This is a genomic window from Aeromonas sp. ASNIH2, assembly GCF_002934795.1.
GTDB lineage: Bacteria > Pseudomonadota > Gammaproteobacteria > Enterobacterales > Aeromonadaceae > Aeromonas > Aeromonas caviae.
Genome location: NZ_CP026406.1, coordinates 3,649,903 through 3,676,064, shown reverse-complemented (window position 1 = coordinate 3,676,064; position 26,162 = coordinate 3,649,903). Strand labels below are relative to the sequence as shown.

General features: G+C 61.5%; 30 protein-coding genes. 12 read left to right on the top strand and 18 right to left on the bottom strand.

What is annotated here, in order from left to right; translation table 11 throughout:
• The first annotated feature begins 60 nt into the window (after window positions 1-60).
• The gene (locus tag C3F36_RS17625; RefSeq protein WP_104455549.1) at window positions 61-1,407 is read left to right on the top strand and encodes a hypothetical protein; all 1,347 of its coding nucleotides are present in this window, start codon (window positions 61-63) and stop codon (window positions 1,405-1,407) included.
• Between the two features lie 94 nt (window positions 1,408-1,501).
• Here C3F36_RS17625 and C3F36_RS17620 read toward each other — a convergent pair whose 3' ends face one another.
• Window positions 1,502-2,416 (bottom strand): WYL domain-containing protein, encoded by a 915-nt coding sequence (locus tag C3F36_RS17620; RefSeq protein WP_104455548.1) that lies wholly within the window; start codon window positions 2,414-2,416, stop codon window positions 1,502-1,504.
• A gap of 100 nt (window positions 2,417-2,516) precedes the next feature.
• Between C3F36_RS17620 and C3F36_RS17615 the strand changes: the two genes are divergently transcribed.
• Window positions 2,517-2,807 carry a DUF4258 domain-containing protein gene (locus C3F36_RS17615; RefSeq protein WP_095593105.1) on the top strand — a complete coding sequence of 97 codons (291 nt, stop codon included), beginning with the start codon at window positions 2,517-2,519 and terminating at the stop codon, window positions 2,805-2,807.
• A 6-nt stretch (window positions 2,808-2,813) separates the two neighbouring features.
• Window positions 2,814-3,452 carry an ADP-ribosylglycohydrolase gene (locus C3F36_RS23865; protein WP_233759664.1) on the top strand — a complete coding sequence of 213 codons (639 nt, stop codon included), beginning with the start codon at window positions 2,814-2,816 and terminating at the stop codon, window positions 3,450-3,452.
• Between the two features lie 39 nt (window positions 3,453-3,491).
• Here the strand turns inward: C3F36_RS23865 and C3F36_RS24110 are convergent, their stop codons facing one another.
• On the bottom strand, window positions 3,492-3,743 hold the full coding sequence (locus C3F36_RS24110) for a hypothetical protein (protein ID WP_324804932.1): 252 nt from the start codon (window positions 3,741-3,743) through the stop codon (window positions 3,492-3,494).
• A 135-nt stretch (window positions 3,744-3,878) separates the two neighbouring features.
• On the opposite strand from C3F36_RS24110, the gene C3F36_RS24105 reads away from it, so the two are divergent.
• Both C3F36_RS24105 and C3F36_RS17595 read left to right on the top strand, forming a co-directional pair.
• Window positions 3,879-4,037 (top strand): hypothetical protein, encoded by a 159-nt coding sequence (locus C3F36_RS24105; protein WP_324804930.1) that lies wholly within the window; start codon window positions 3,879-3,881, stop codon window positions 4,035-4,037.
• A gap of 1,172 nt (window positions 4,038-5,209) precedes the next feature.
• On the top strand, window positions 5,210-6,157 hold the full coding sequence (locus C3F36_RS17595; RefSeq protein ID WP_104454191.1) for an IS30-like element ISAs2 family transposase: 948 nt from the start codon (window positions 5,210-5,212) through the stop codon (window positions 6,155-6,157).
• A gap of 332 nt (window positions 6,158-6,489) precedes the next feature.
• On the opposite strand, the gene C3F36_RS24190 is transcribed toward C3F36_RS17595, so the two are convergent.
• Window positions 6,490-6,660, bottom strand: a complete 171-nt coding sequence (locus tag C3F36_RS24190) for a hypothetical protein (protein WP_010673970.1) — start codon at window positions 6,658-6,660, stop codon at window positions 6,490-6,492.
• Window positions 6,661-6,759: 99 nt separating this feature from the next.
• Here C3F36_RS24190 and eda point away from each other — a divergent pair, with 99 nt between their 5' ends.
• On the top strand, window positions 6,760-7,449 hold the full coding sequence (gene eda, locus C3F36_RS17585) for a bifunctional 4-hydroxy-2-oxoglutarate aldolase/2-dehydro-3-deoxy-phosphogluconate aldolase (RefSeq protein WP_104456079.1): 690 nt from the start codon (window positions 6,760-6,762) through the stop codon (window positions 7,447-7,449).
• Between the two features lie 133 nt (window positions 7,450-7,582).
• On the opposite strand, the gene C3F36_RS17580 is transcribed toward eda, so the two are convergent.
• On the bottom strand, window positions 7,583-8,023 hold the full coding sequence (locus C3F36_RS17580) for a GNAT family N-acetyltransferase (protein WP_042880882.1): 441 nt from the start codon (window positions 8,021-8,023) through the stop codon (window positions 7,583-7,585).
• Between the two features lie 182 nt (window positions 8,024-8,205).
• On the opposite strand from C3F36_RS17580, the gene C3F36_RS17575 reads away from it, so the two are divergent.
• Window positions 8,206-8,706 carry an SRPBCC family protein gene (locus C3F36_RS17575; RefSeq protein WP_010673967.1) on the top strand — a complete coding sequence of 167 codons (501 nt, stop codon included), beginning with the start codon at window positions 8,206-8,208 and terminating at the stop codon, window positions 8,704-8,706.
• A gap of 72 nt (window positions 8,707-8,778) precedes the next feature.
• On the opposite strand, the gene C3F36_RS17570 is transcribed toward C3F36_RS17575, so the two are convergent.
• Complete coding sequence (locus tag C3F36_RS17570; RefSeq protein WP_010673966.1) at window positions 8,779-9,285, bottom strand: GNAT family N-acetyltransferase; 507 nt, start codon at window positions 9,283-9,285, stop codon at window positions 8,779-8,781.
• Between the two features lie 152 nt (window positions 9,286-9,437).
• Entirely contained in the window at window positions 9,438-10,628 is a 1,191-nt protein-coding gene (locus tag C3F36_RS17565; protein ID WP_104455547.1) for a GNAT family N-acetyltransferase, read from the bottom strand.
• Between the two features lie 262 nt (window positions 10,629-10,890).
• Here C3F36_RS17565 and C3F36_RS17560 point away from each other — a divergent pair, with 262 nt between their 5' ends.
• The 3 genes from C3F36_RS17560 to C3F36_RS17550 are packed head-to-tail and all read left to right on the top strand — an operon-like array spanning window position 10,891 to window position 13,336.
• Window positions 10,891-11,709: a DUF3100 domain-containing protein gene (locus tag C3F36_RS17560; protein ID WP_104455546.1), complete on the top strand. Its 819-nt coding sequence runs from the start codon at window positions 10,891-10,893 to the stop codon at window positions 11,707-11,709.
• Complete coding sequence (locus C3F36_RS17555; RefSeq protein ID WP_010673962.1) at window positions 11,706-12,155, top strand: hypothetical protein; 450 nt, start codon at window positions 11,706-11,708, stop codon at window positions 12,153-12,155. Before C3F36_RS17560 ends, C3F36_RS17555 begins: the two co-directional genes overlap by 4 nt.
• On the top strand, window positions 12,155-13,336 hold the full coding sequence (locus C3F36_RS17550) for a M20 metallopeptidase family protein (RefSeq protein ID WP_104455545.1): 1,182 nt from the start codon (window positions 12,155-12,157) through the stop codon (window positions 13,334-13,336). The genes C3F36_RS17555 and C3F36_RS17550 overlap by 1 nt, the downstream gene beginning before the upstream one ends.
• 66 nt (window positions 13,337-13,402) lie before the next feature.
• Here the strand turns inward: C3F36_RS17550 and C3F36_RS17545 are convergent, their stop codons facing one another.
• From C3F36_RS17545 to C3F36_RS17530, 4 genes are all read right to left on the bottom strand, one after another.
• Window positions 13,403-14,362: a LysR substrate-binding domain-containing protein gene (locus C3F36_RS17545; RefSeq protein WP_104455544.1), complete on the bottom strand. Its 960-nt coding sequence runs from the start codon at window positions 14,360-14,362 to the stop codon at window positions 13,403-13,405.
• Window positions 14,362-15,000 carry a pyridoxamine 5'-phosphate oxidase gene (pdxH, locus tag C3F36_RS17540; protein ID WP_104455543.1) on the bottom strand — a complete coding sequence of 213 codons (639 nt, stop codon included), beginning with the start codon at window positions 14,998-15,000 and terminating at the stop codon, window positions 14,362-14,364. Before pdxH ends, C3F36_RS17545 begins: the two co-directional genes overlap by 1 nt.
• A gap of 157 nt (window positions 15,001-15,157) precedes the next feature.
• A complete protein-coding gene (locus tag C3F36_RS17535) occupies window positions 15,158-15,481 on the bottom strand; it encodes a hypothetical protein (RefSeq protein ID WP_104455542.1) in 324 nt (107 codons plus the stop codon).
• Window positions 15,478-17,445: a reprolysin-like metallopeptidase gene (locus tag C3F36_RS17530; protein WP_104455541.1), complete on the bottom strand. Its 1,968-nt coding sequence runs from the start codon at window positions 17,443-17,445 to the stop codon at window positions 15,478-15,480. Before C3F36_RS17530 ends, C3F36_RS17535 begins: the two co-directional genes overlap by 4 nt.
• 211 nt (window positions 17,446-17,656) lie before the next feature.
• Here C3F36_RS17530 and C3F36_RS17525 point away from each other — a divergent pair, with 211 nt between their 5' ends.
• Entirely contained in the window at window positions 17,657-18,868 is a 1,212-nt protein-coding gene (locus tag C3F36_RS17525; protein WP_010673956.1) for an RsmB/NOP family class I SAM-dependent RNA methyltransferase, read from the top strand.
• A gap of 67 nt (window positions 18,869-18,935) precedes the next feature.
• Here the strand turns inward: C3F36_RS17525 and C3F36_RS17520 are convergent, their stop codons facing one another.
• Window positions 18,936-19,280, bottom strand: a complete 345-nt coding sequence (locus C3F36_RS17520; RefSeq protein ID WP_010673955.1) for a Grx4 family monothiol glutaredoxin — start codon at window positions 19,278-19,280, stop codon at window positions 18,936-18,938.
• Between the two features lie 287 nt (window positions 19,281-19,567).
• Here C3F36_RS17520 and sodB point away from each other — a divergent pair, with 287 nt between their 5' ends.
• Entirely contained in the window at window positions 19,568-20,152 is a 585-nt protein-coding gene (gene sodB, locus C3F36_RS17515) for a superoxide dismutase [Fe] (protein ID WP_010673954.1), read from the top strand.
• 110 nt (window positions 20,153-20,262) lie between these two features.
• Here the strand turns inward: sodB and C3F36_RS17510 are convergent, their stop codons facing one another.
• The 7 genes from C3F36_RS17510 to ccmD all read right to left on the bottom strand — a co-directional run bounded on the left by C3F36_RS17510 (window position 20,263) and on the right by ccmD (window position 26,162).
• Window positions 20,263-21,075 carry an MlaA family lipoprotein gene (locus tag C3F36_RS17510; RefSeq protein WP_029314176.1) on the bottom strand — a complete coding sequence of 271 codons (813 nt, stop codon included), beginning with the start codon at window positions 21,073-21,075 and terminating at the stop codon, window positions 20,263-20,265.
• A 78-nt stretch (window positions 21,076-21,153) separates the two neighbouring features.
• The gene (gene ccmI / locus C3F36_RS17505) at window positions 21,154-22,416 is read right to left on the bottom strand and encodes a c-type cytochrome biogenesis protein CcmI (RefSeq protein WP_104455540.1); all 1,263 of its coding nucleotides are present in this window, start codon (window positions 22,414-22,416) and stop codon (window positions 21,154-21,156) included.
• Window positions 22,413-22,895, bottom strand: a complete 483-nt coding sequence (locus tag C3F36_RS17500) for a cytochrome c-type biogenesis protein (RefSeq protein ID WP_039039897.1) — start codon at window positions 22,893-22,895, stop codon at window positions 22,413-22,415. Before C3F36_RS17500 ends, ccmI begins: the two co-directional genes overlap by 4 nt.
• Window positions 22,896-22,905: 10 nt before the next feature.
• Window positions 22,906-23,436, bottom strand: coding sequence for a DsbE family thiol:disulfide interchange protein (locus C3F36_RS17495; RefSeq protein ID WP_104455539.1), 531 nt, complete (start codon window positions 23,434-23,436; stop codon window positions 22,906-22,908).
• Complete coding sequence (locus C3F36_RS17490; protein ID WP_041212639.1) at window positions 23,433-25,388, bottom strand: heme lyase CcmF/NrfE family subunit; 1,956 nt, start codon at window positions 25,386-25,388, stop codon at window positions 23,433-23,435. The genes C3F36_RS17495 and C3F36_RS17490 overlap by 4 nt, the downstream gene beginning before the upstream one ends.
• 79 nt (window positions 25,389-25,467) lie before the next feature.
• Complete coding sequence (gene ccmE / locus C3F36_RS17485; RefSeq protein ID WP_010673948.1) at window positions 25,468-25,959, bottom strand: cytochrome c maturation protein CcmE; 492 nt, start codon at window positions 25,957-25,959, stop codon at window positions 25,468-25,470.
• Complete coding sequence (ccmD, locus tag C3F36_RS17480; RefSeq protein ID WP_039039901.1) at window positions 25,956-26,162, bottom strand: heme exporter protein CcmD; 207 nt, start codon at window positions 26,160-26,162, stop codon at window positions 25,956-25,958. Before ccmD ends, ccmE begins: the two co-directional genes overlap by 4 nt.

The window sequence follows — 26,162 nt, the reverse complement described above, 5'->3', positions numbered from 1 at the left end:
ACTGTCCGATCTTGTCAGGACACCTCAGGACTACTAGGCGAACAACTGCCGGGCAAGGGGGTGAAGCGGCTAGTGTTGGTTGCGGGGCAGTTTGATTCGGCCATCCTCGATGATGGTTACGATCGCAGCTCGCTGGATGAAACCGACAACAATATCCGCCGTCGACTGCAGCGGGGGGCTGCGGAGACAGTGACCGAACTGGTAACAAAGAGCCGCGAGCGGGGGCAAGATGCGCGCGCCAAGGTGCTGGAGCAATTAGCACTGCCGGTGTTTGCCAGCACCTTTGCCTACGGTTTCGCCACTTGGCCTGAGGTACGTTGGGGTGACAGCATGCGCCATACCCACAGAAAGTTGCAGGAGATGGCCGAGGAGTGCTGGGATGAGCCCATCACAACCGAACAATGGCAACGCTTGGCGAACTTCGATGCGCTGAAAGCGGCCTATCAACAGGCACGCTGTGATCGCCTGCCGCTGCTGGAGCTGCAACGGCAGGGTTTTGAACAAGAGATACAAGAGCGCCTTATCGAGTGGCGCAATGGTTTTGCCGAGCGGATCAAGCAGCGTATCCACCTGCTTAAGACCCAGGATCTGCAGTCGCTGGCACTGCAGCAGCAAAACTGCGATAAGCGACTTTCGGCCATCGCCGATGAGCTTAAAGCCATTGTCGAAAGTGTGACAGCAAGGGCGCGCAAGGATAGCGGGGAAATGCTGTCGCAATTGGCCCGTGATCGCGGTCGCTTCAGAAATATCCAGACTCGCAGCGGCACCAAAGAGGTGACCAGATCATACAAGGTTAGCGATTCGACCTGGTATAAACCCTGGACTTGGGGTAGCACCAGAACCGAGTACTATACCGACACTGTTAGCTATGACTATCTCAATGCGGCCGATGCCATAGAACAGGTGCGTGACTTCGGTGCTCAGTGTGCTGATCAGATGCGAAGTCATATCAACCGTCTCATCTCCCCACACGAGCTTAAAAGTAGTTTGCGCAAGGCCCTGCTCAAGCATCTGGATACCAAGAGCGATCACTTCGATCCCGCGCTGTTCAGGAGCACCCTGGAGGGGGCCATCAATCGCCTGTCGATGCCGACCCTGAGGCTCTCGCTTGGGGATGCCACCTCGATCATCCCCTTCTCGGGTCAGATCAAGGAACGTGACGAGATGGAGAGGCTTCGCCGCTATCTGGACGAAGCGTTGGGAAATGTCTTTGACCGATTGGAAAAACAGTTGGATAAGGGGATCAATCAGGTGCTGGCTCAGTTGGAAGCGTTGCAGACCTCTCTTAAGGAGGAGCTGACCCGGGATCTTCGGTCAGAACTGGATCAAGTACGCCAAGGCTTGCAGCACAAGGAGCAGGAGTTGGCCGATTATGATGAATTGCTGACTCGACTCAGCACAATCTAAATCCTATAACCTGAATGAAGAGACTCCCGGCAGTGCCGGGAGCCTCTCTCTATCTCAACATTTTTAGTTATGGAGCCAAGCGCCCTTTGCATTTTTAAATTTGCAAATCCGCGCTCTTGAGCTTGAAGGTACATCCTTGCTGAATTAGCTCCTCCCGGTTGGCCAGCACCAGCGGGTATAGCAGGGGATGCTGCTGGTGTTCGCCGTTATAGCTCACCTGCATCCGTTCCAATGCGTAATGAACCAAGGGGATCCGTTGGCGGATCAACAGCTGGCTCCCGGTCATGGCATAGTCTCTGGCAATGATGGCCTGCTGTCCCTCACTGAGCCCAGGATTGGGAACGACTATGGCGGTCACTTGGGAGTTCCACTCCAGATCCTGATCCCGGCCGTGGGGGGAGGCATCCAGCAGATCCGGTTCCCCGCGAAAACGACTCATCACAAAATCCAGATATTCCCCTTTCTTCTCGCAATAGGCACGTACGTGCCAGCGGATCCCGTCATAGACCAGAGTGTGAGGCACGATATTGCGGCCACTCTGCTCCTCTGAGCTGAGGGATACGTAATCGACATCGACCCGCAGTTGGCCGCGCGCCGCTTGCACCAAGCCGCGCACGATTTTCGGGTCGATATGGCGGTTTGGCACATCCAGGATCTCGATATGGCCGTAGCGCAGATCCATCAGCGGCAGGGTCAACAGCCCCGCGTCATGTTGGCGTTGGTGCTGCTTTTCACGGTGGAGCAGCATCAGATACTCGTCCACCTTGCCTTCGCTAAAGCGCGGGACAAAGTGCTCTGTGGGTTTGTATCCCTTCAGGCTTCTGTCATAGATCAACCCTTCCGGTGAGTAGTGGATCAGGTAGTGGTTGATATCCCGCGAGGCCTGTTGGCGACCGATATTGAAGGCGGTCATCAAATGATTGGTGGTCAGCCGTCCCTCCCACTGCAATACGATTTCCAGCAGACGAAAGCGCAGGGTTTGATCCCAGGTGAGCTCTTTGGGTGACATACGTGCTCCAAAATGCGACATGTTTATGTAACCAGTATCGGCATGAGTATAAAGGCTACATATAATGAGTCCATCGAAATGAGCGCCAAAGGAACATGTCATGAACGGGAGGCTGGATAGTGCGTACAGCCATCACGCCGCGTGCCGGATGCAGCAGTGCGGTATTGCACCCGAGCTGGTGGATATGCTGCTGAACATCGGACGCTCTGCTTATCACCAGGGGCGCGAACTGGTTTATCTCGACCGCAAAGGATTGGCGATGTTGCAAACCGGAGGCGGATTGCCCGCGGAATGTTGCCAGCGGCTGCGCCGTCACTATCTAGTTCTGCAAGACGGTGAGATTGTCACCGTTTGTCATAAAACCACCCACTTCAAACGCGATCGTCACTGAGGCGCTATGAACTCAAGACTGTTATCGGATCAGGCGGCCATGCCACTGATCAGGGGGATCTATTGCCTACTACCAGCCGAGCGAGCTAGGGCTCTGACCGTTCTGCTTGCCAAAGGCGCGTATCACCAAGAGGGTGAGACTTCACCGCTGACGGTGGTGACGGCACTGGCTATCCATGTCGAGCAACATCGGCTGGATCGCACTTCACAGCCAATCTACCAAGGGCGTGAGCAACTGATGGAGGGTACCGCCAGTTTGCTTGGGGAGGATGCCAGTTTTGAAGATTTGGATGCGTTGCGTCTTTTGGCGCTGCTACTCGAAAAATTATTGCGAGGAGGGCATGGCAGTCGTCAGGCCAAGCTGGATGGATTAACGGTAAGCGTTATGGAGCAGCGGGCGCTGGCGACCAGCTCCCCGAATAGCTGCGCCGTGATACGCGGCAGCTGGCGGCGCAAGTCACGTAATCAGCTGGGCCATGCCAGCTGGCTGGATGTTGTGGAGGCAGCCCTATGGTGCTTCTGGCATGGTGATGATTTGGAAAGCGGAGAAGTGCTACTCGGTGTGCTGCTGGGCAGGGATGAGCGGGTGCGGTTGGTCTATGGTTTGCTGGCCGGTGCTTTCTATCTGTCAGATCTGACTGCTTGAAGCTGCGGGGCAGCTGCTGCCCCGCCATCTTGCGGCTGATTAACCAGCCAGCTCAACCACCGGATAACAGGCATCTCCCCACAGGGTATCTGGGTGGGCCATCATCAACTCGATGATCACCGGCACCAGTTTGCCGAGCAGGTTGGCACAATCCTTCAGTTGTTTGCGATTGACCGAGCTGTTCCAGGTCGCACCACCATGGATTAACTGGTTGCGCAAGGTATAGAGGCGGTTAAACACCACGCCCAGCAACTGCGGGGTGTTGCCGCTGGCGAGTGCCTGGTTTGCCATCTTCTTGCCTTGTGTCAGCCGCTCCTTCCACTGGGATTCGCTTATTTTGCCGCTGTGATAATCCCAGAAGCCTTGTAGTACAAACGGGGTGTCCAGCAGTATGCGGATACTGCCAGAGAACTCCTGCCAGACCAGATGTTCGATCTTTTTGTGCTCATCCAGGTCGCACAGTTTCTCCAGAAAGCCTTTGAAGGTCTCCTGTTCCGAGAGGCGACGATCGTCATCGATTTCAGTGGCATAAGCCGCATTGAACGCAATCCAGAGAAAGATAAAGCGGCCATTTCAGCGCGTTGAAGCCAGCTTAAGGCACGATGAACTCGCAGGTTGAGATTGCTGGGAGAGTCTTCACGCAGCATCCGGTGACGAGTTTTCAACTGTTCAAAATTCAACGATGATCTCCTTCTCAATCAGATGAATAGCCAGCTTCGGCAACCATGCTCTCTCTGTCCCGCTGTTTGATCATCTGGTTGGTGACGAACTGGCTGGAATAGCAAGTGGTAATAACAGCGGCTACTTTCGGATGACCCCCTTCAACATCGCAATGGCCAGCTCCACCATGGTGGTCGACGATTTTTCCAGTGGGGCATGGTGGCACTCGGGACAGGTCTCAAACCAGGTGTGGCCACGTACCATAACGTCGCTCTTGGGAACAACCGTCTTGTGCCAGCAACACTGAGGGCAACGAAAGGTAAATGGAGGTGGTGGTATAGGCATGATATTTCCCAAAAAAGTTCCATTTGGTTTAGCCTACCACGGTTCGATATTGATGGGCGCAGCCTCGATCACAGACTTTTAGCGATATCCGCATCCGCCTGAAAACACGACATGTGCAAAACCCCAGTATCGAAGCTGCGCGGCAGGCCCGGTATAGTCAGCCGAGACCACCTCAGAGAGGGCATGCGATGAGTAACCTAACCGCTTTTTGGTTAGCAGCACGCCAGTTGTCGCTGGCCGCTCTGCTGCTTGGGCTGCTGCAATCAACAGTATTGGCAGCCAACTGCACCTATCGGTAAGGTACGTTGGGCCATACCCACTACCGGTGTGACGATGGCAAGCAGGGTGTCCTGCGTGAGGATACTCTCGGCAATATTAGGGATTCGGGCTCGGGCATCACCTGGCGCACTGATGTCTTGGGCAACCTCAAGGGCAGTGACGGTACAACCTACCGTGAAGATGCATTGGGTAATGTGCGTGGTAGCAACCCAAAAACTGGGGAGCGGGTGATCTGGCGTGAGGATAGCCTCGGCAATTTACGTGCTTCCGACGGTACCGTCTGTAGAACCAACGCTCTGGGGCAGTTGAAATGCAGTGGTGAAAGCCTGCCGCCAGTCTTGTTGGGGCAATGACCATCGAAAATGAGGCGGGAATTCAGATAATAAGTGCGACACTCATGGATGAATGGCGAGAGGTGGCCAACTGCTGATTGGTGGTACCCTTCTGCTCGCCAAAGTAAAAGCAGTATCACCATGAGCTATCAGCAGTTGACCGAGGGGCAACGATACCAGTTATCGGTGCTTCGCGCACAGGGGATGTCCATCCTTGCCACCGCACGCGCCATTGGCGTTCATCGCTCCACCCTCTACCGGGAGCTGCGTCGTAACGCCGGGCCGCAGGGCTACCAGCCAGACAATGCGCATCAGCACGCCACCCACCGACGGGCCAGTGCGGCCAAATCTCGGCTATCTGCCGATGTCATCCAGTTTGTCGAGCTGACACTCGCCTGGTGGTGGAGCCCGGAGCAGATAAGCGCGGTGGGCAAGCAGATAGGCCTCATGGTGAGTCACGAGTGGATATACCGCCATGTGGCCGCCGACAAAGCCCGGGGTGGCCAGTTGTACCGCCATCTGCGCCAGGGCCACAAGCGCTACCGCAAGGGGGCGAGCAGCCTGCGTTCTCCCATCAAGGAAGCCCGCTCTATTGATGAACGGCCGGCTATCGTCGATAGCCGGGAGCGGCTCGGTGATTGGGAGGCGGACACGGTGCTGGGCAAGCAAGGCACAGGTGCACTGGTCACCCTGGTGGAGCGCAAGAGCCGGCTCTATCTGGTCAAGCGGGTCGCGAGCAAACAGGCTGGGGTGGTGCGGGATGCGATAATCGAGATGTTAACGCCCTACATCGAGCAGGTGCATACCATCACCTTTGACAACGGCGGCGAGTTTGCCGAACACAAGGCGATAGAGGAAGCGCTGGGTGCCGAGACTTACTTTGCGCACCCTTACTCTTCGTGGGAGCGCGGTCTGAACGAGAACAGCAATGGGCTGTTGAGGCAGTTTATCCCAAAGGGAACAGACCTGAGAGAGGTCACGGACGAGGATGTCAGGAGAGCGGAGCAGTGGCTCAACCTACGACCTCGGAAATGTCTCGGATTCAGGCAGCCTGTCAAGGTATTCGAAGAGTACTGTCAGGCGGCATAGGCGAGTGTCGCACTTCGAAGTTGAATTCGCGAACATCCCCCAGCCCACCAAACGTTTGGAAAGGGCCACTTCGCAAGAAGTGGCCCTTTTTGTATCCTTTTTCTGGCTTTCAGAGGATGTAACCGCCCCAAGAGCACAGTGCATGACCAGACCTGAGGCCAAAGGCTCTGCGGGGGGTGGCTGCATTTGACATGGGCCAGCTCCAGGTGGCGTCGCCAGCAAAAACCGGCGAGTGAAGCAGCAATTTGCCCGGGCGCTGTGGGCCACGCCATCAGCCCAGCGCCTCCATGGGGTTGAAACAACCTCGAGGGTTCGCCCCCGAGAATCTTCCACTAGCCGTTGGCAGTGGAAGGCTGGGTCAGATGAACGACGGGATTTTCGGAGAAGAGGTAGCGGTCATCCTCCATTTCGTCATCGAAGATGGTGGCCTGGAAGAGCATCTGCTTGGTGTTCTCCAGGTGCTGCCACATGGCCAGCTTGGCCGCCTGCGGATCCTTGCGCATCAGGGCCTTGAGGATCTGGTCGTGATCGTCGCACCAGCTGGAGATGGCCTTGTCGTCGATATGCTCGTGGAGCTTGTGCCAATAGGGGTTGCGCTCGCAATGCAGCCAGGGAGCCAGGGCTTCGGGGTGGGCGAGATCGTCGTCAGGCGCGGCTCTGAGCCTTGCCTGGTGGTCACGGCAGCGCAGCGAATCGAAATCGCCGCCCTGCGGTTGTCCGCCGAACAGGTGATCGACACCACGGCGGCGGGCGACTCCTTCAGCACCGGTTATCTCGCCGCACGCCTGCAAGGGGCCGATGTCACCGACGCCGCCGCAGAGGCCATCCGCCAGATGCGCGCGGCCTACCCGGATCTGCTGATCGGGGCCGGCACCGTGCTCAACCGCGAGCAGGTGGATGCGGCCGTTGCGGCGGACGCCGACTTCATCGTCAGCCCCGGCTTTAACCCGACCACGGTGCAGTACTGCCTGGACAAGGACGTCACCATCATCCCCGGGGTCAACAACCCCAGCCTGGTGGAGCAGGCCATGGAGATGGGGCTGCGCCACCTCAAGTTCTTCCCGGCCGAGCAGTCTGGCGGCACCGCCATGCTCAAGGCCCTGGGCGCCGTCTATCCGGTGCGCTTCATGCCCACCGGCGGCGTGACGCCGGCCAATCTGAAGGAGTATCTGGGGCTGAATGCCGTGATCGCCTGCGGCGGCACCTGGATGATGCCGGCCAAGCTCATCGACGAGGGCAGCAGGTGGGGAGAGCTGGCCGCCCTGGTAAGAGAGGCCGTGGCGGCCCTGTGATCATCGGTTGAGCGAGGGAAGGTCTGCCCTCCCCCGGATGTGTTGAAGAGCCACTTCCCGCGAAGTGGCTTTTTTATGCCCTGCCAGGGCTGGAGATCAATGTGCGGTGCGGTTGCCGCAGTCTGCCAGCGGCTTATTCCCCTGCGGCATCGGGCGTCAACACCAGCCTGCGCCAGGGGCCCGTGATGTCGCAATGACCCGTCTCTTCGGTGTTCTCCCAGCCCAGGCGATGATAGAAAGCCATCGCCGTGGTGTTGCGCATGGCCACCTTGAGGGAGGCCGGGGAGGGGTACCCGGCCAAGCCGGCGGCAAGCAAGGCCCGCCCCATGCCCTGCCCGTGCCAGTCCGCCACCACGTAGAGATGATGCACGAAGCTCTCGGCCCCCCAGATGGAGACGAATCCGCACGGGCTGCCCCCTTTCTCCGCCACCCAGATCTCCTCGCCCCGGGTCTGCTCGGCAAAATCCTCGAGCCGGAACAGGGCGGGATCAACCCAATGGAAGGCCTGGCGCCTTCCCTTGAGGAAGAGCTGCGCCAGCATGGGCTCATCAGCTTCCGTCATCATTCTGATCATGACACCATCCTTGCGTTGCGTGCTTGTCGCTTCCCACTCTCGATGGATCCCGCCGTGCTGTCAAATCGGCAATGTGGACCCTCTTGAATACGTAACCGTGTGACACAGGGCTGCCTATTTTATCGCCTCAGAGACTATACTGCCGAGGTCCCGTCCATGACTGGTTTGAGGTTCACTGATTTATGGATAACAAGCAAATTGAAGGCAGTATTCTGGTACCCGCCCACATTGACGATGTCTGGCGGGCCTGGACCACGGAGAGCGGGCTGCGCAGTTTTCTGGCGCCGGAGTGCCTCATGGTCCCGGAACCCAACGGGCCGTTCGAGATCTATTTCAGACCCGATGCTCCCCTCGGCGAGCGTGGCAGCGAAGGGTGCCGGGTGATGGCGGTCATGCCCCATGATCTGCTCAGCTTCAGCTGGAATTTCCCTCCCCAGTTTCCCCACATTCGTCAGCAGAAGACCCAGGTCAGCCTGCGCTTCGTGCCGGAGGGCCAAGGCACCCGGCTCCACTTCCTGCAGACCGGCTGGGCGCAGGATCCAGACTGGGACCAGGGTTATGCCTACTTCCGGGAGGAGTGGCTGGAACTGAGTCTGCCAAGGCTTCAGTACCGTTTCACCCACGGCCCCATCGACTGGAACAACCCGCCGGGCAAGCAGCAGCTGAAATCCCTGGCCCAGTGACGTCCATTCAAGCGATGGGCATGGCACGAAAAAGGACCCGCTCAGGGTCCTTTTTCATGGATGGGCAGGCGGTCACTCCACCGGCTCTTCATCGAACAGGGGGTGATAGAGCACCTCGCCCCTTACCCCGTCGAGCCCGCCGGGTTGCAACTCCATCGCCATGAAACACTCCGTCGGCACCTCGTAGATGCAGTGCAGGCCGAAGTCGCTGGCAGGCCGAAAGCCGAAACGGGCGTAGTAGGCGGGATCCCCGAGTACCACCACCGCCTTCCAGTCCATCTCCAGTGCCGTGTCCAGCCCTTCCCGCACCAGATCCGAGCCAATGCCCTGTCCCTGCCAGTCGGGATGCACGGCCACGGGTGCCAGTCCCAACCAGGGCCCTTCCTGTCCCTCAATGGTGATCGGGCTCAGCATCAGGTGCCCCATGAACTCGTACTCTTCCTCCTCGACCATGGTGACCACGGCGGCCCCACATTCTCGCAGGCGGTTGACCAGTTCGGCCTCGTCGGGACGACCAAAGGCGGCACTCACCAGCTCATAGACTGGCAGCATGTCGCCGGGACGCTCGGTTCTCAACATACAGCGTTACTCCTCGTACAGCAGGGCGGCCATTATTCCACAGAAGTGGGGCGCCACTTCACTGCCTTTGTCTGAAAATGGGAGGACGGACTCAGGAAAACGCCTGACAGACCCCGCACCAGGCTTCGCGATGACCGCCCCTGGGCAAGCCATCAGCGTCCGTCGTCAGGCTGTCGCAATCGCCGCAGATAGGCGAGGCCCAGATCCCCGCACTCCTTGAGCAGGGCGCCACCACCATGGGCCTGCACCCCGGGCGCCTCTGGCGCCAGCATGGCCTGGGGATAGCGCCGCACCGTCAGCCCGCTGAGTGTCTGCTCGCCCCCTGTCGCCTCCCCCGCCATGAAAAGTGCCACCCCCTCACCGTGCAGTATGGCCACGACCACCTCCTCGTCATCCAGCCAGGGGGCCAGCGCCTCTTTGCGTGCATCCGTCAGGCGCGCCGGGCGATCCAGCCGCCAGTGATCGAGCTCGAGGGCGCCATCGGCCGGATCTGGCCGACGCCCGTCATGGTGCATGCCAGTCTTTTCCATCACCCGGCCTGAGGCGAGGTTGCCCGGCATGTGGCGGGCGGTGAGGGCAGGCAGGTGCCACTGCTCGAAGGCAAACGCCCTGACCAGGCTCGCGGCCCGGGTGGCCAGCCCCCTGTTCTGCCAGGGCACACCGACCCACCATGCCAGCTCCCCGTGCCAGTGCAGGGAGAGAGAGCCGACCAGGGGAGCGGGCTCGTCTTCACGCCCCTGGGGCAGAGTCAGGGCCCAGGTGCATCCCAGCCCGAGAGCAGCCTTGCGCCCGCTCAGGGCAAGCCAGTCCCGCGCCGCCTCCGGCGAATAGGGGTGGGGGATGTTGAGGGTATAGCGGGCGAGCGCCGCATCCGAACAATAACGCAGGATGGCGCTCTCATCGCCGGGCAGCAGGGGGCGCAGCACCAGCGCGTCCTGCCCGCCAGGCTCGCGCAGCACAGGGGTCATCAGGCGGCGGGCAAGCAGGCGTTGCAGGGCAACCCCGAGGTCGTCATCGGCACCGAGGCGATGATCCGCCCCCGCGGGCCCCAGGGTGAGCAGGCCGCTCTCTCTGGCCAGGGTCAGCAGGGAGCCGGAGGCAGCGATCAGGATCTGCCGGTCCGGCTGTGTCGCCATCAGCGGGGAGGCGGCCTCACCCAGCCAGGCGGCAAGCAGGTCGCGGGCACGGAGAATGCCATCTGGCGGGCTGACAGACCAGGGTGCCATCTCCCTCGCCTCCCCTTTGCCAAGCAGCAGCCACCAGCGGTTTCCCCGGTGCTGCCAGGCCTGCAACGCCGCTTGCCAGGAGGGGCGCCAGAGCGCACCCTCGATCAACAGATCCATTCCTTCCCCCACATCCGCCCCCCCGGATCAGGCACCGGGTGCCCGGGCGGCACCACACTCCTGTCTGAGGCAGCATAAGCAGCTACCAATGAGTTGTTAAACCATATGTTTACCATGGTTAAACGGCATACCCCATGAAAAAATGCCATATGGCTGACTTGATGGCGGTCACATTCCTTCCCCTCCTCGCTTCCTATCATGCCCCCATCATGGCGCGACCAAAGACGCCCATGAAGGACAACGGATAACAAGAGAACACACTATGCAGCCAACCAGCCCACTCAAAACGGTAGTAGTCAGTACCCTGGCGACCGCCCTGCTGATCTTCGTGGCCCAATCCCTCATTGGGAAGCAGGAGATCAGACTCGGCATCGCCATCATCCCCATCCTGCCCATGCTCTTTGCCGTCATCATCGGCATGATCGTCTCCGCCAAGCCCGTCAAGGATCGCATTCCCGGCTGGAAGAGGCTCTTCACCGAGCGAGAAGAGGGCTTCTGCGGCAAGATGGTGGGTTTCAGCCTGCTGATCCTCGGGACCCAGTATGCGGGGATGATCATCCCCAACCTCAAGATGATCCTGAGCGTCGGCGTACCGCTCTTCCTGCAAGAGATAGGCAACCTCCTGCCCATCCTCATCGCCATTCCGCTGGCGGTGAAGTTCGGCTTTGGCCGCCGCGCCATCGGGGCCTGCTCCTCCATCAGCCGTGAACCCTCGGTCGCGGTGATCCAGGGCAAGTTCGGCACCGGCTCCCAGAAGTACATCGGCGTGCTCGCCATCTACCTGTGCGGCTCCGTCATCGGCACCCTCTGGTTCAGCGTGCTCGGCAGCATCGCCCCCCTCACGGGGCTGCATCCCCTGGCCCTGGCCGCCGGTTCCGGCGTGGGATCCGGCTCCATGCTGAGCGCCGCCTCCGGTGCCCTCATCAACGGCCTCGATGAGGCGATGGCCCAGCAGGTGCTCAGCATCGCCGCCGCCTCAAACCTGCTCTCGTCGGCCCTGGGGGCGCTCTCCCTCACCTATCTGGGTCTGCCGCTCGCTGAAAAAATCTATGCCTTGACCGCCAAAGGAGAGAAAGCATGAAAAGCATCGTGATGGATATGCGCTTCGTCTTCCTGGCGATCCTGCTGGCCATGTTCACCCAGACCCTGACCTCGGGCCTGCCGCTGTGGCAGATGGGGGACAGCTTCATCGCCATGTCCCTGGTGGTGTTCGCCTCCCTGGTGACCAAGCGCTATCTGCCCTCCTCCCTGCCGGCCTTTGCCTATGCCACCATCATCGGCATTCTCATCTGCCTGCCCGAGACCCCGGTGCGCGGCCTCTTCATCGATGCCGTGGCCAAGATCTCCTTCCTCTCCTGCTGCGTGCCGCTCCTGGCCTTCGCCGGCCTCTCGGTGGGCGGTCAGCTGGAGGAGCTCAAGAAGATGTCGTGGAAGGTGATCCTCATCTTCATGATCGTCTCCACCTGCTGCTTCTTTGGCGCCTCCCTGGTTGCCCAGCTCGGTTTCTCCATTCAAGGGATCATCTGATGAACCACTACCATATCGAACCTGACCTGTTGGCCCTGCGCGACTTCAGCTACGAAGTGCGCCACCACCTGCACCGCATCCCGGAATACTCCGGGGCCGAGTTCAAGACCTCTGCCTACTGCCGTGGGTTGATGGAAGAGTTCGGCTACAGGATCACCCTGTATCCCGGCTTCACCGGTTTTCACGGGGATCTGGCGGTCGACCCTGCCCTGCCCACCATTGCCTTTCGTGCCGACATGGATGGCCTGGAGATGCACGACATGAGCGAGGTGGCGTTCAAATCCACCCATGAGGGGATGGCCCACAACTGCGGCCACGACTCCCACATGGCGATCGCTCTGACCGCCGCCAGGTTTCTGGCCGCCAACCGCGATCGCCTGCGATACAACGTCCGCTTCATCTTCCAGATGGCGGAAGAGGACATGCGCGTCCCCGGTGCCGAAAAGATGGTGGAGCTTGGTTGCATGAAGGGGGTGGACGAGGTCTATGCCCTGCACAACGACGGCGCCATGGAGACGGGCACCATCAAGTTCAACCAGGGGGTCATGTCCTCCTGGGGGTCTGCCTGGACGCTCGATGTGCACGGCATCTCCGCCCACGGCTCCACCCCCCACAAGGGGCTGGATGCCATCCGGGAGGCGGTGCGGATCATCGAGGATATGGACTACATCGTCGCCAAGCGCACCAGCCCGTTCAGCCCGGCGGTCTTTGGTTGCGGCATGATCAACGGCGGCACCATTCCCAACGCCATCGCCGATCATGTGCAGGCCCGTGGCACCATCCGCGCCATGGACGCCGAAACCGACCAGATCCTGAAAAACAGCTTCAGGGACATCATCGCCCAGAGCGAGCTGCGCGGCTTCAAGACCACCATGGTCCATGCCGGCTACCCGGCAGTGGAGAACCACCCCCAGGCCTGCGAGCGCCTGCAACAAGCCGCCTCGAATGTGTTGTCCAGCGACGGGATCAACGCAAAGGGCCAGCCCATGACCGGCAGCGAGGACTTCAGCTACATGATCAACGCCACGCCAAGCCGCATGGGGGCCATGTTCTTCCTCGGCAGCGGCAATCAGGCCAAGGGGATCTGCAACTACCTGCACGCGAACCCCTATTACCTGGACGACGACTGCCTGCTGGTGGGAGCCCAGATCTTCGTCAATCTGGCGACCCGAGCCGCCTGAGGGATCAGTACAAGGGGATAGCAATGCAAAGAGAGGCCGACGGCCTCTCTTTTTTATGTCTCGGCGTCAGAGCCAGGGCAGAGTCGCAGACGGGGCGGGCGTTCCCTGGTTGAGCAGCGCCAGCTGCACCGTCTCCCGGCTCACATGGGGGGCATAGAGGTGGATGAAGTCGTACATGTAGTCCCGCAGGTGGGCGTGCCTGCGCAGGCACACATGGGCCACGCTCGAGGCGATCAGATGATCGATGTTGAGGCAGACCAGGCTCTCCCTGTCCCCTTCGTCGAACGCCGAGGTGGCGATCACCCCGACTCCCATCCCCAGGCGCACATAGTGCTTGATGATGTCGCTGTCGGTGGCCGTCAGCACGATGCGGGGGCTGAGGCCATGGCGTCCGAACGCCTTGTCCATCTTGGAGCGGCCGGTGAAACCGAACACATAGGTGATGAGGGGATACCGGGCCAGATCCGCCATGGCCAGCGGCTGGCAGTCCAGCAGCGGATGGCCGTGGGGCACCACCACGCTGCGCCCCCAGCGATAGCAGGGCACGGTCGCCAGCTCGTCGAACAGGTGCATGGACTCGGTGGCGATGGCCATCTCCACATCCCCGTTTTGCGCCATCTGCGCCAGTTGGGCAGGGGCTCCCTGATGCAGCTGGATGCTCACCTCGGGGTAGCGGCGGGAGAATTCGGTAATGACCGCCGGCAGCTTGTAGCGGGTCATGGTGTGGGTGGTGGCGATGCGCAGCACCCCGCTGGTGGCCAGCTGATCCCCGAGGGAAAGCTGACCAATCTGCTCCACCTGGGCCACCACTCCCCTGGCCAGCTCCATCACCTGCTCCCCCATGGGGGTCAGGCCCGCCAGGTTCTTGCCCTTGCGGGTAAACAGCGCCAGCCCCAGCTCCTCTTCCAGCATCTTCATCTGCTTGCTGAGGGTCGGCTGGGAGGTATAGAGCTTCTCCGCCGTCGCCGAGATGTTGAAGTTGTTCTTCACTATCTCGGTGAAGTTCTTGAGCCGGGCGATGTTCATCAGGGCGCCAGGCGCTCGATGTGCCAGCCGTCCCCCTCGCGGGTGTAATAGAAGCGATCGTGCAGACGATGCTCCCCGCCCTGCCAGAACTCGACGGTGTCGATGCGCACCCGGAAACCACCCCAGAAGCTCGGCAGCGGCACCTCGCCATTGGCAAACTTCTGCTTGAGTTCGAGGAACTTGGCCTCCAGCACGCCACGGGCCGAGATGCGGGTCGACTGTTTGGAGACCCAGGCGGCGATCTGGCTGTCCTTGGGACGGCTGTGGAAATACTTCATCACCTCGAAGGTGCTCATCTTCTCCACCCGGCCGGTCACGTGCACCTGTCTGTCCAGGGTGTGCCAGGGGAAAAGCAGGCTGATACGGGGGTTGCCCTCCAGCTGATGCGCCTTGCGGCTGCCCATGTTGGTGTAGAACACCATGCCGTCGGCATCGTAGTGCTTGAGCAGCACGGTGCGCTGCCAGGGCTGGCCATCGGCATCCACGGTGCCCACCACCATGGCGGTGGGATCGGTCAGTTTGGCCTCGCACGCCTGGGCCAGCCACTTCTCGAACAGGGTGAGGGGCTCGGCCGGCAGATCGGCCCGGTGCAGTCCACCCCTGGTGTATTCGCGACGCAGATCAGCCACATCCATCATCTTGATTTTCCTTCTCTCTTTCTCTGCCGCCCGTGCGGCGATGGGTGCAGGCATTGTGCGACGAGCGCGCCATGGGTACAAGCCTCGGGGCGGCCAAATGGCGGAGCAAAAAGAGAGGGAGGCCCATGCCTCCCTCTTTATGCCGATGACCGTCAGCCTACTGCTTGCCGTCAACCGGCGGGCAATGGGCCAGCATGCGCCGGTTGTAGTCCGCCGCATAGGCGCTCAGCCTGGCGTGGGCCTCCTTCTGATCCGGCTTGATGACATCCCCGAATCCGTCGAGATAGCGCACGCCGCAGCGGGCCTTGGCCGCCGCCTGCTGATCCGCCGCGATCCCGGGCGCCACCTCGCCGCGCCCGGCCCGCACGATCAGCCGGTAATCCTGCTTGGCAAGGCTGGCGCTGACCGCCTGATCCAGGGTGTCAGCATCGGCCTGACAACCGCCGAGCAGGGTGAGCAGCAGCACCCCGGCCAGTCTCATGCCCGCCTCCGCTGCCAGCCCAGCAACGCCAGGGCCAGGGTCCAGAAGCCGAGGGCCCCGCCGCCACCGCTTCCCCCCTCTTCACCGCGCTGGGTGACCGAGAGCTTGAGGGGACTGATGGCGAAGAAGATGTTGTCGCTGCACGCCACCTTCAAGCGGGCAGTGCCGTCCTGGCCCGCCGGGATGGTGACGCTCGCCGAGCCCGAGTTGGGTTTGCCGCTGGCAAGGGGAGTCCAGTTTGCCCCCTCGTCCCGGGTCATGAAGAGATCCACCTTGCTGCAGTTGATGGGGGCGGCATTGGTGCCGGCCACTTCCCAACTGATGGTCTGCGTCTTGCCCGCCCCCAGGGGGGTCACCACCGGGCTGGTCAGGGCAAAGGCCTTGCCGGTGTTGACCACCTGGATCTTCATGTCATCGCTGGCGACACCGCCCTTGCCGTCCCGCGCCGTGAGGCGGAAGTTCAGGTCCCGGTTGGTGGCAGGCCAGGCCTCCCCTATCGCCAGGGTGTTGGTGAGCAGGGAGGTGAGACTCGGCAGGGTGCGCTCCGGCACGCTGGTCGGCGCCACGAAACGGAACAGCGGACGGCTGCCGTCGTCCACCATGGTGGCCGGGCTGCTCGACTCCGTCCCCAGATCGATCTGCTCCCAGGTGTAATTCAGCGGATCGCTGTCAAGATCGGCCCCCGCCCCCTTGAGCACGAAGGGGGTGTTCGCAGGGATGACGTAGTCATTGCCTGCCGCCACCTGGGGCGCATTGTTGACCAGCGCCAACGGGGTGCCGCAATTTGGCACAGTGGCCATGTGGGCCCGCATCTGCTCGATGGACTTGCTGTGGAAATAGGGCTCGCTGTGGGGCTGCAGATCTTCGTCTCCGCAGATCCCCGCATAGGCCATGATGGAGCTGCCGCTGCCCGGCTCCCAGGCCTGGCTTGGTTCCCGGTTGCCGCCGCCACAACTGCCTGTGGTGCCGTTGAAGGTGTGGTCTGCCCCGAACTGGTGACCAATCTCGTGGGCTACGTAGTCGATGAAGAAGGCATCCCCCACCGGCTCGGAGGAGCCCGTCATCCCCGCCGATTTTTCGTCGGTACAGAGTACGCCCAGTCCCGCCAGGCCACCGCCACCGGTATTGACCACATGGCCGATGTCGAAGGCCCCCAGACCCTTGGTCAGGGCATCGGCCTGCACCTGCATGTTGGCATCCACATCGCCGTCATCATTGTTGAAGGGATCGTTCGCCACGTCGGTGAAGATGATGGTGTCGTTGCCGCTGGCCAGCTGGAATTCGGCCGCCACGTCACGCTGGTAGACCTCGTTGACCCGGTTGAGCAGGGTGGTGATGGCGCCAAGACCCGCCTCCACGGTACCGCCGTGATACTGGGTGTACTCCCCCGCCGCCGAGATGGCGATGACATAACGCTTGCGCTCGTTGCCATCCACCAGCACCTGGCGGGCCAGCTTTTTGGCCTCGCCCCCGATCACCTTGTCCGCCTCTTCTTCCAGCCGGCTGTGGGCATCCTGCTGGTAATAGACGGCATAGCCTTCCCCATTGCGAAGGGGATCGACGAACACCATCTTCCCTTCATGGCTGAACATGGCGTGGAATCCCTGGGGACCGAGATCGAAGCGCCCAGTCTCGCCCGGCGCCGCTTCGTTGTACCCCTTGAAGGCCAGGATATCGGGATATTTGGCGGCCAGATCCGCCGGCAGCAGATCATAGGGTTGCAGACTGAAGGTCACCTCCTTGCCATCCGGCAGAGGCAGAGTCAGGCGGCGCTCGCCCCCCTTCAGGGCAGCCAGGTAATCGGTGGAGACGGTGACGATGCGATACTGGCTGGCCCTCACCTCGTACCCATCGGCGGCGGTGGCCCGCGCCGTGACCGTATGCCACTCGCCGGCCATTAGGTTGCCGGACGTCATCAGACCCGCCACCAGCACCGCCAGCGGAGAATATTTCATCAACTGCATCTTTTTAATTCCTTTTTAAACGGATTCACCTGAACTGCCACGGCATCATTTGCCCGCTGGTCCGATTAGTCCAGCAACATCCTCTGTACATTCCCCGAATGGGGAAGGTTGCACCAATGCAGACTAGCCCCTATCATGGCGCGGATTTGTCCGTTCCAGAACCCCTCTTCGACGGGGCCGGTTCACTCTTTCTTTGGCCAAGGTTAATCTCATGCTCAAGTCCCCACTGTTGCCCCGTTTCGGGGATCTGGTCGTTGCCATCGTTGACGATGTGCTGGGTCAGGGTCTTACCCTCGACCGCGCCTATGCACGTCACTTCTCCGGCATCGAACTCAAACCGCAAGAACAGGCAAGGATTGCCCTGGTCACCGGCGATCTGCTGCGCCGCCTCAGCCTCTACTGCTTCCTCACCGGCATCCAGGTCCGTCAGGCGGAGAAGAATGTCTGGCCGCTGCTGCACAGCTGGCACGCCTTCCACAAGATAGATCAGCCCAACCACCCGACCCTGGATCGCTTCAACGAGGAGGCGTTCCGCCGCCGCCTGACCGAGGCCAAGAAGAACCCCGTGCTGATGGACGGCTGCCCTGCCTGGCTGGAAAAACTCGGCAGCGAGCAACTGGGCGACGCCTGGCCGGCCGAGCGTGCCGCCCTGGCCTGGATGCCCAAGCGTTACCTGCGGGTCAACACCCTCAAGTGCACCCGGGACGAGCTGCAAGCCATGCTGGCCAAAGAGCATGTCACCACAGTGCCCGTCGACGGAGTGGAGACCGCCCTGCAAGTGACCTCGGACGCCGCCCTGTTCCGTACCCAGGCCTTTGCCGACGGCTGCTTCGAGCAGCAGGATGCCGGCTCCCAGCTGGTGGCCGCGGCCCTCGACGTCAAGCCCGGCATGCGGGTCATCGACGCCTGTGCCGGTGCCGGCGGCAAGACCCTGCACCTGGCCGCCATGATGCAGGGCAAGGGCCGTCTGCTGGCCATGGACGTGGAAGAGTGGAAACTGGAGAACCTCAAGCAGCGCGCCCGCCGCGCCGGTGCCCACAACGTGGAGACCCGGGTCATCACCAGCAGCAAGACCGTCAAGCGCCTTAAAGAAAGCGCCGATCGCGTGCTGCTGGACGTCCCCTGCTCCGGCCTTGGCGTGCTCAAGCGCAACCCGGATGCCAAGTGGCGCGACACCGCCGAGCGCCTGCCGGTGCTGGTCGCCCTGCAAGAGGAGATCCTGCAGCGCTACAGCCAGATGGTGAAGGTGGGCGGCCTGCTGGTCTACGCCACCTGCTCCATCCTGCCCGAGGAGAACCGCCAGCAGGTGGACAAGTTCCTCGCCGCCAACGAGCACTTCCGCCTGATCGGCGATCACAACGTCAGCCCGGCCGAGACCGGCTTCGACGGCTTCTACATGGCGCGCCTCGAACGCATCGCCTGATGTCTGTCGTGGGCACAAAGAAAAGGGGAGCCAGTGGCTCCCCTTTTTGCATGGTATGGATGCGGCCTTATTCGGCGGCAGCGTCATCCTGCTTGTGCTTGGCGGCAGTTTCCTTGATCAGGGTCTGCAGCTCGCCGGCCTGGAACATCTCGATCATGATGTCGCAACCACCGACCAGCTCGCCCTCGACCCACAGTTGCGGGAAGGTGGGCCAGTTGGCGAATTTCGGCAGCTCGGCGCGGATGTCCGGGTTCTGCAGGATGTCGACATAGGCGAAAGGCTCGCCGCAGGACATCAGGGCCTGGGAGGCCTGGGCAGAGAAACCGCAGCTGGGCAGCTTGGGGGATCCCTTCATGTAGAGGATGATGGGATTCTCAGCCAACTGCTGTTTGATCTTTTCAATAGTTTCCATAAATGCCTCACTGGAGCGATTTCGGCGGCCATTCTACTGCAATCCGGGCAGACCACAAACTGGCAAACCGTTGCGAATGAAAGAAGTCATGCATCAATACGCCGCAGCTTGATCCGGATCATGGCAAGAATCAAGGGTTGTTCGCCCATCTTTGATACTGCTACAATCGACGGGCTTTGGGCCGTCTGGCCCCCTCATTTCAAGAAAAATTCTTTTCAAGATAGAAAAGAGTACGCAATGTCTTGCAACCGTCGCCTTCGCACGGACCAGCCAATGGAGAGTAGAAAATGGCTTTCGAACTTCCCGCTCTGCCCTATGCAATCAATGCTCTGGAACCGCACATCTCCCAGGAAACTCTGGAATACCACCATGGCAAGCACCACAACACCTACGTGGTCAACCTGAACAACCTGGTGCCGGGTACCGAGTTTGAAGGCAAGTCTCTGGAAGAGATCATCAAGACCTCCACTGGTGGCGTCTTCAACAACGCTGCCCAGATCTGGAACCACACCTTCTACTGGCACTGCCTCTCCCCGAACGGCGGTGGCGAACCCACTGGCGCCCTGGCCGATGCCATCACCAAGGCCTTCGGCTCCTTCGCCGAGTTCAAGGATGCGTTCACCAAGTCTGCCATCGGCAACTTCGGCTCCAGCTGGACCTGGCTGGTGAAAAAGGCTGACGGCTCCCTGGCCATCGTCAACACCTCCAACGCCGGTTGCCCGCTGACCGAAGCCGGTACCACCCCGCTGCTGACCGTCGACCTGTGGGAACACGCCTACTACATCGATTTCCGCAACCTGCGTCCGAAGTACATGGAAACCTTCTGGGCCCTGGTCAACTGGGAATTCGTGGCCAAGAACCTGGCTGCCTGATAAGCCTTTCTTGCCAAAACGCCCCGCACTTGCGGGGCGTTTTTTTATGGTCGAATACCTGCCATCGACAACAAAGGCGCCCGCAGGCGCCTTGTGGAAGATGACCGTGCTTACTGGTCTATCTCGTCCATGTAATCGTCGAGGTTGCCATCATCCGCCGCCTCTGGTTTCTGCTCCTGGAGCTCGGGTTTGCGGCCCGTCACCTTGCCATCGTTGTACTGCAAGTAGAAGTCCTTGGTCAGGGCGTAAGGATCCAGCGCGTTGTCGATGATGCGCTCCTGATCGATCAGCTTGGAGCGGGTACCGAGGCCATCCAGCGCCCAGTGCACTACCTTCAGCGGGAAGGTCAGCAGGGCATAGGGGAAGTAGATGGTATCAATGGTATCCCCTACCAGTTGCCGGGTGGTGGTGGGACCGTAGACCGGCACCATCAGATAGGCGCCATCCCCGATGTCGGCCTTGCCGAGCACGGTGTCCATCTCCAGCGTGTTGCGAGCCAGGCCCGCATGCTTGGCCACATCGAACAGACCGAGCAGGCCCACAGTGGTGTTGAGGGTGAAGCGGCCCAGGTTGGTACCGGCCCCTTTCAGATCACCCACCAGCAGGTGGTTTACCATGCTGCTCGGCTCGTCGAAGTTGTCCACGAAATTCTCGATGCTGTCCCTCACCCCTTGCGGGACATAGCGGGCATAGCCGTGTACCACGGGGCGCGCCACATAGGGCTCCAGCACGTCATAGTTGACGGCCCACATGGCACGGTTGGGCCCCTGGAAGGGGTCGCGAGGATCGCTGGCCGTGCTGGATGCCCCGGGGCGGCTCGGGGTCTCGCCGAGATCCAGGCTCTCCGGGCCCGGCTTGGGAGGGCCGCCCGCACAGCCCGCGAGCAGCAATGCCACCGCCAATGCTCCTGAACGCAGATACATATGAAAGTCCTAAGATTTTTTTGGGTATTGATATGAATTATACAGGGTGCCCACCCCAAGGGGTGGGCCAAAAGCGTATTAGAGGGCGTGATCGATGCGGATGTCAATCGGCGCTGTGGGGATGGTGCTGGTCGGCACGGTGACCGAAACCCCTTCAAAGGCGCCTTCCTTGTTCATGACGTTGCCGCCCCGGGAGAGTCGCGCCTTGAACTGCAGCTCGGCATGGGCCGCCAGCTTGCTCCCCTCCATCATGGCATCCCCGTCCCCCAGGGAGAGGGTGAGCGGGAGATGCGGGCCTGCAATGCGCTTGACCGCGATGGGCATGGGCGGACCGTTGGGGATCACCGCAAAGACGAACAGATGGGCATCTTCCGGCATCTTTATACCCGGCGCCAGGGTGATGTGCAGGGGGAACTCCCCCTCTTTCACCGCCAGCACCCCGGCTTGTGCCTGGCCTTCGGCAGACGGGGTGGTCACGGCGATGCCACGCTGGCCAAGCTGCTGCCTGGCGTACTCCATGGAGCGCTCCACCATGGTGTAGCGGGCCGAGCCCGGCTCCAGCAGCGGCAACATCCCCTGCCAGCGGTCGAGGGCGGTCTGGAAATCCTCTTTTTGCAGGGCCATGAAGGCGTGGACGGAGCGGGCCTCGATGTTGGCCGGGTCCTCGGCAATGACCGCCTGCAACAGTTGATCCGCACGGGCTTCCTCCCCCGTCATCATCAGGGCCTGGGCATAGGGCACCGCCACCATGGCCTTCTGGGGCGCGAGGGCGTAGGCACGCTCCAGCGCCTCGCGGGCCATCTCGGGATCATTGCCATCCAGGGTCAGGCGCCCCAGCAGCAGCCAGCCACGGTAGTCGTTCGGTTCTTCTTTCAGCCGGGTTCGCAGGGCCAGGGTGAAGTCCAGCAGATCCTGCTCGGTCACCCGGGCATCACGCTCCACCAGGATGCGATTGCTGAGCTCCCCCAACCGGCTGCTGGCATCCTGCCAGCGGCTCACCTCCTGCCAGGCGCCGAGCTTGGCGTAGAGGCCGATGCTCACCACCGCCAGCACCAGCACACCGGGGATCCAGATCAGGCTCTTGCCGCCACGGGCGGTCTGCTCCACGTCGGGAATGTCGTCCAGGAGGCTGCGCTGCAGCTCCACCAGGGATTCCGGCTCCTCCGCCAGTATCCCCTGCTCCCGCTCCTCCCCTATCTCCAGCAGGCGCTGGCGATAGAGCTGCTTGTTGAGGGCCGAGCGACTGATGCTCTGCCTGCCCTCGCCGCGCCAGAGCGGCACGATCAGCGCCAGGCTCGCCAGCACCAGCAGGGCCGCACCCAGTATCCAGAATGGGGTCATGGTTTCTCTTCCTCTTTGAGCAGGGCGGACAGCCTGGCCTGCTCTTCTGCACTCAGGGTGCCTTCAGGCTGTTGCAAGGGAGCAGGGGCATGGCGGCGGCTTCGCACCACCACGGTGACGACGCCAATCACGATGACCAGCAAGGGGCCAAGCCAGAGGATCAGGGTCGAGGCCATCAGGGGGGGATCATAGAGAATGAAGTTGCCGTAGCGGGCCACCATGTAGTCCACCACTTCCTGCTTCTCCTTGCCCTCGCGCACCATCTGGTAGGTCTTGTCCCGCAGATCCTTGGCGAGCCCGGCGTTGGAGTCCGCGATGTCCTGGTTCTGGCACTTGGGGCAGCGCAGCTCCTTAGTCAGCTCGCGAAAGGTCTGCTCCTGGGCGTCGCTCTCGAAGGTGTAGACATCGATGGCGGCGCGGGCCTGTCCGGCACAGACGAGACCGGCCAGCAGCAACAGGGATGCAATCAGTGTTTTCATCGGGGAGGCCTCACTTCATGGCATCAAAGATGGGTTTGAGGGTACTGGCCCAGACGTCTGGGTTGATGTCCCCCACGTGGCGATAGCGGATGATGCCCTGGCTGTCGATCAAGAAGGTCTCGGGCGCGCCATAGACACCGAGATCCAGCCCCAGCATGCCGTCCGGATCGTAGAGGTTGACCTGGTAGGGATTGCCAAGCTCCGCCAGCCACTTGATGGCCTTGTCACGCTCGTCCTTGTAGTTCATGCCGACGATGTAGATCCCCTGCCCCGCCAGCTCCTTGAGGTAGGTGTGTTCCCCGTAACAGGTCGGGCACCAGGTGGCCCAGACGTTGAGCAGCATGGGGCGCCCTTTGAGGATGCTCCTGTCGTGCTGCTTGCCCAGGTCATAGATGTCCTGCAGGGTGAACACGGGCACCTCCTTGTCCACCATCACGGATTCGAGCTTGGTGGGATCGGAGCCAAGTCCCTTAAGAAGAAACCCCAGCATTAATAAAAACAAAATAAAGGGGATTAAAAACAACCAGGTCTTTTTGTTCATGCCTTGGCCTCCTCGTCACGACGTCCGAAGCGGTAGCGCTTGTCCAGCATGGCCAGCACGCCGCCGAGGGCCATGAAGACGCCGCCGAACCAGATCCAGCGCACGAAGGGCTTGTAGTAGATCCGTACCGCCCAGGCGCCGTTGTCGAGCTGCTCGCCAAGCGCCGCATAGAGATCCCGGGTAACCCCCGCATCGATGGCCGCCTCGGTCATCGGCATGCGGCTCACGGTGTACATCCGCTTCTCGGGTTTGAGCAGGGCAACCTGCTTGCCATCCCGGTGCACTTCCAGCACGCCCTTGAAACCGTCGTAGTTGGGGCCGTTCTTCTCCTTGATGCCGGTGAAGACGAACTCGTAATCGGCGAACTGAACGCGATCACCGGCCTGCATCCGCAGGTCCTTCTCGATGCTGTAGTTCTGGGTGCAGGCGATGCCGATGATGCTGACCGCGAGCCCCACGTGCCCCAGGATCATGGCCCAGTGGCTGTTGCCAAGCTTGCGCACGCCGGTGGCAAAACCGTGTTTGTGGGTGGCCCGCGCCCAGGTCTCCTGCACGCTGGTGACGATGATCCAGACGCCAAGCCCGATACCGAGCGCAGCCCAGGGTTTGAACGCCTCGGCAAAGAGTTTGGGCAACAGCAGAGCCGCGGCCAGGCTCAGCACCAGGGCGAGCATCACCTTGCCCTTGAGCTCACCGAGATCCTGGCGGCGCCAGCGGAACAGGGGGCCCACCCCCAGCAGCAGGGCGAAGGGGATGATGAGCCAGCTGTAGATGTGGTTGAAGAAGGGGGTGCCGATGGAGATGCTGCCAAGCCCCAGCTCCTTGTGCACCAGGGGCAACAGGGTGCCGAGCAGCACGGTGAGCAGGCCCGCCACCAGCAGGATGTTGTTGCCAAGGAGCAGGGTCTCCCGGCTCCACAGCTCATGCTTGCCGTGGCTCTTCACCTGGGAGCCCTTGAAGGCGAACAGCAATAGGGAGCTGCCTATCACCGCCAGCAGGAAGCCCAGGATGAACAGACCCCGGGTCGGGTCCGAGGCAAACGCATGGACCGACACCAGCACGCCGGAACGCACCAGGAAGGTGCCGAGCAGGCTCAGGGAGAAGGCCGAGAGCGCCAGCAGCACGGTCCAGGCCTTGAAGGTGGCGCGCTTCTCGCTCACCGCGAGGGAGTGGAGCAGGGCCGTGCCCGCCAGCCAGGGCATGAAGGAGGCGTTTTCCACCGGGTCCCAGAACCACCAGCCACCCCAGCCGAGTTCGTAATAGGCCCACCAGGAGCCGAGCACGATGCCCAGCGTCAGGAAGACCCAGGCCGCCATGGTCCAGGGACGGGACCAGCGCGCCCAGGTGGCGTCCAGACGCCCCGTCATCAGGGAGGCGATAGCGAAGGCGAAGGCCACCGAGAAGCCCACATACCCCATGTAGAGCATGGGGGGGTGGAAGATGAGACCGGGATCCTGCAGCAGCGGATTGAGATCCCGCCCGTCCACCGGGAAATACGGCAGGGTGCGGGTGAAAGGATCCGAGGTGAACAGCACGAAGGCGGTGAAGCCCACCGAGATAAGGCCGAGCACCCCGAGTACCCGCGCCACTGCATCGAGCGGCAGGCGACGGCTGAAGAGGGCCACCGCCGCCGTCCAGCCCCCCAGGGTCAGCACCCAGAGCAGCAGCGAGCCTTCATGGGCTCCCCACACCGCCGAGATGCGGTATTGCAGGGGCAGCAGGCTGTTGGAGTTGGTGGCCACGTACTGCACGGTGAAGTCGTTGTCGATAAAGGCCCAGGTGAGGCAGAGAAACGACAGCAGCAGCAGCAGAAACTGGCTGTAGGCGAGCGGGCGGGCTGCCGACATCATGCCAAGACGACCGAGATGGGCCCCGATCAGCGGGTAACTGCCCAGCAGCAGGGCGGTGGCGAAGGCCAGGATCAGTGAGAACTGCCCTAATTCCGGGATCATTGACTATTCCCTCTAGATTGCACGGAGAAATCTGCCGATTTGGCGGTATAAAGAAGTGAATTCTTGGCGCATACCGGCATCATTGCTTGGCTCCCTGCAACTGCGCCTCTGTGTATTCGGGCTTGAAGTGCATGCCGTTGGTGGCGTCGGCCACTTCCGGCGGCATGTAGTTCTCGTCGTGCTTGGCCAGCACCTCGAAGGCGGCGACCGTGGTGGCATCCTTGAGGGTGCCCTGAGCGACAATGCCCTGCCCTTCCCGGAAGAGATCCGGCAGGATACCGTCAAACTCCACCGTCACCAGATGGCCGCCGTTGTCCACCAGCTTGAAGGCTACCTTGAGGCTCTGGGGATCCCGCACCACAGACCCCGGCACCACCAGGCCACCGATGCGCAGGCGCTGCCCCTCCTCGGGCTTGATCTTCTCCGGCCCCTTCCCTTCCACCAGCTCGCTCGGGGTGTAGAAGAGGTCGATGTTCTGACTCAGGGCATAGAGCACCAGGCCAGTCACGCTGGCAAGGCCCAGGCTGATGGCCAGGATGATGGTGAGGCGTTTCTTGCGGCGTGGGTTCATAGGGTGTTCTCCATCTGCTGGGCTGCCTTGCGGCGTGCCTCCCGAGCCTGCTTGTTGCGCAGTTCGCCGAGCAGGCTGCGGGTCTTCAACCGGGTGGAAATGACGATGCCGACCAGGCAGAGCAGGGTCAGACCGAAGGAGAGCCAGACGTAGAAGGCATAGCCTCCCATGGCCATGAAATCACTGAACGAGGCAAAGTGCAT